3 protein-coding genes and 1 pseudogene are annotated in these 3,342 nt (G+C 65.7%); 2 read left to right on the top strand and 2 right to left on the bottom strand.

The genetic code is table 11. The annotated features are described in order from the left end of the window. Nucleotides 1–1,707: OB-fold nucleic acid binding domain-containing protein (locus ABDV69_RS20745; protein ID WP_343577671.1), on the top strand; the 1,707-nt coding region annotated here is incomplete at its 5' end. Nucleotides 1,708–1,730: 23 nt separating this feature from the next. Beyond that, on the top strand, nt 1,731–2,678 hold the full coding sequence (locus tag ABDV69_RS20740) for a pseudouridine-5'-phosphate glycosidase (RefSeq protein WP_343577669.1): 948 nt from the start codon (nt 1,731–1,733) through the stop codon (nt 2,676–2,678). Between the two features lies 1 nt (nt 2,679). Here the strand turns inward: ABDV69_RS20740 and ABDV69_RS20735 are convergent, their stop codons facing one another. Further along, the gene (locus ABDV69_RS20735) at nt 2,680–3,066 is read right to left on the bottom strand and encodes an NAD(P)-binding protein (RefSeq protein ID WP_343577668.1); all 387 of its coding nucleotides are present in this window, start codon (nt 3,064–3,066) and stop codon (nt 2,680–2,682) included. Nucleotides 3,067–3,105: 39 nt separating this feature from the next. Next, a pseudogene (locus ABDV69_RS20730) lies at nt 3,106–3,342 on the bottom strand (hypothetical protein); the annotation flags it as partial.

Here is a 3,342-nt window from a genome sequence, read left to right as displayed (position 1 = left end):
CTGATTTGGGGTCTTCCGCAGTACGATCCCGGCCATGCCGCCGGAGCGGTTCCGGTCCATCACAGCAGCGGCCTGGTGATGGGCGCGACCGTCCTGGTGGTGCTACGGGCGTTCGCCAACGGTGGTTCGTCGTTGACCGGCGTGGAGGCAATTTCCAACACCGTCAACGTCTTCCGTAAACCGCAGGGCGTCAACGCGCGGCGGGTGTTGACCGCGATGGCCTGCATCCTGGGAATCCTGCTGGCCGGCGTCGGCTATCTGGCTTACGCCACTCACGCCGCGCCGTATCTCAGCGAGTACCCGTCGGTGCTGTCGCAGATCGCCCACGCGGTGTTCGGCAACGGGGTCATCGGCAACGCCATGTACGTCTTGGTGCAGGTGTCGACCGCGGCGATTCTCTACACCGGCGCCAACACCAGCTTCAACGGCTTCCCCGCGTTGGCGAGTTTCGTTGCCGAAGACCGCTTCCTACCGCGTCAGCTCATGCAGCGCGGCTATCGGTTGGTGTTCTCCAACGGCATCCTGACGCTCGCGGCGCTGTCGGTGGCGCTGCTGGTGTTCACCGGTGGATCGGTCAATGCGTTGGTGCCGTTCTACGCAATCGGCGTGTTCACCGGCTTCTCGATGGCCGGCTACGGAATGTCCAAACATCATCTGACCGAACGTGAGCGGGGCTGGCGGCACCGGTTGGCGATCAACTTCTCCGCGGGGGTGTTGTCGACGATCGTGGTGGGGATCCTCGCGGTGGCGAAATTCACCGAGGGCGCCTGGCTGGTGGTGGTGGTATTCCCGATCTTGGTGTTCGGGCTGATCCGGCTGAACCGCGAATACCGTGCTGAGTCAGCGATTCTCCAGGCCTTCCGCACCGACCGTCCGCAGCTGACGAAATACGCGCGCCACCGCGTGTTCGTCTGCGTCAACTCGCTGGACCTCGCGGTGCTCGAAGCGCTGCGCTACGGCAAGGGTCTACGTGCGGACGAGTTGATCGCGGTGCACTTCATGATCGACTCGGACCGGGCAGCCGAACTGCGAAAGCGTTGGGACGAATTCGAAATCGACACCCCGCTGCGGGTGATCGACTGCCCCGACCGGCAGATCGTCCGCGCAGTGCAAAGGCAGGTTATCCAGGCCCGCAACGAACATCGCGACACCCACGTGACCGTGCTGCTGCCACGCCGAACCTATGCGCCGTTGCTGGGACGACTGCTGCACGACCAAGCCGCGGACAAGATCTCGCGCGCGGTCAGCCGGGTCCCGGACGCCGCGGCCACCATCGTTCCCTACGACGTCCAGGCGCGGATCCGCCGAGCCTTCCCGGACACCTTGGAGCAGCGCATTGCCGCCAAAATCGAGAAGATCGAGATGCGGATCTGGCGGGGCGAGGACGAGCCTGCCGAGGACTACGAGCACCCGGAGAAGTCCGGCACGGTGATCGACGTGAACAGCCTCATTCCGGGGGTCCGGGCCACAGTGGAGGGTCGCGTCAGCCAAGTCGAAGACATCACCAAACGCGGAAAGACGTTGCGCTGGATCGTCGTCGGAGACGGCAGCGGCGATCTCCGGGTCACGTTCCAGCCTGGCCACGGCGATGACGTCCAGCCGGGCCAGGTCTTGCGAGTCACCGGAAAGGCGAGCCAGAGCGGCAGTAAGCAAGTGGCGATGCATGATCCGAGTTACACGGTGATGCAGGCGGCCGAGGAGTCGTAGGCCCGCGACGTAGGGTGCAACCCGTGCAGTTCCTCCCCGAGGTTTCCGACGCGCTGGCCGCCGGCCGGCCCGTCGTTGCGCTGGAAAGCACCATCATCAGCCACGGGCTGCCTCGGCCGGACAACCTGCGCGTCGCACGCGAGATCGAGGCGGCGGTACGGTCGGGCGGGGCGGTGCCCGCGACGATCGCGATCATCGGCGGCGAGGCGCACATCGGGTGCGACGATGCGGCGCTGCGTCATGTCGCCGAGAGTGACACGGTGGTCAAGGTGAGCGTGCGCGACGTCGCGATGCTCGCGGCCCGTGGTGGAGACGGTGCAACGACGGTGGCCGCGACCGCACATCTGGCTGCGGCGGTGGGCATTTCGGTGTTCGCCACCGGTGGGCTTGGCGGTGTTCATCGCGATGCCCGCGATAGTTGGGACGAGTCCGCGGACCTGATGACGCTGTCGCAGACCGGAGTGTTGGTGGTCTGCGCCGGCGTGAAGTCGATCCTGGACGTCGGCGCCACCCTCGAGCGGCTGGAGTCCCTCAACGTCGGCGTGATCGGCTACCGCACCGATCGGTTTCCCGGGTTCTACCTGGCCGACTCCGGTCATCCGGTGGGTTGGCGGGTGGAGACGCCGCAGCAGGCCGCCGATGTGCTGCGCGCCCGGCGACGCCTGGGTACCGACGGCTACGGGTTGGTGCTGGCCAACCCGATTGCGCCCGGCGACGAGATGGATCGCGCGCTGCACGACCGGGTCCTGGACAATGCGCTGGCGGCCGCCGAGTCGGCGGGTGTACACGGCAAGAACGTCACGCCGTTTCTGCTCGACTTTTTTCACCGGGAGACCCACGGCGCCTCGCTGTCGGCCAACGTCGCGCTGGTGTTGTCGAATGCGCGGCTGGCGGCGGAGATAGCCGCCTGCGCCGGCGACTATAGACAGACCTCTGCGATCCGGAAGGAGTGGGTGAAGCGGCGCGAATAAGTCAGCGTGTCAGGGTCGGGACCATCGCTTCGGCGACGTCTTCGGCGAAGCGGTCGGTGGCCTCCTCGGTGACTTCGCAGTTAAGCCGCAGATGCGAGTGCAGGTCCAGCTCGTCGATCAGGTCGCGGTGGTAATGCTGGATCTCGTCGCCCGTGGCCCACACATGGCTCCAGTCGGGCTTGCGTGCGAACGCGAATTGGTAGCCGTACGACGGCACATCGCACCGCATCCCCGGATAGCGATTCCAGTGCCACACTCCGCCGACGTCAGAACCCTTTTCCAGCATGGTGAAATCACTGAAGCCGGCCTGCTTGAGCACGTGAGCGACGGCGATACCTGACGTGCCGGCGCCGATAACGACGATTCGCGGATCCCGCCGTTGGGACATGGGGGAACGCTATGCCCGTTGAAACTGCCACGGCAAGAGCTATCGTCCTTCGTCGTCTTCGTCATCCCGTAGCAGTTTTTCGGGGTGGTGGTAGGTGTTGGTGCGGGGTCGGCCGTGGTCGAGGTGTGGGGGTGGGATCCATTCGGTGTGGCCGTGGGCGTTTTTGCGGGTGGTCCAGCCTTGTTCGGCGAGTGCGTGATTGGGGTGGCAGACGAGGGTGAGGGTGTTGATGTCGGTGACGGGGTGGGTGGCGTAGGGGTCGTCGTGGTGGACTTG

The sequence above is a fragment of the Mycobacterium sp. genome (genome assembly GCF_039583785.1).
GTDB lineage: Bacteria > Actinomycetota > Actinomycetes > Mycobacteriales > Mycobacteriaceae > Mycobacterium.
This window is presented reverse-complemented; position numbering and strand designations above follow the sequence as displayed.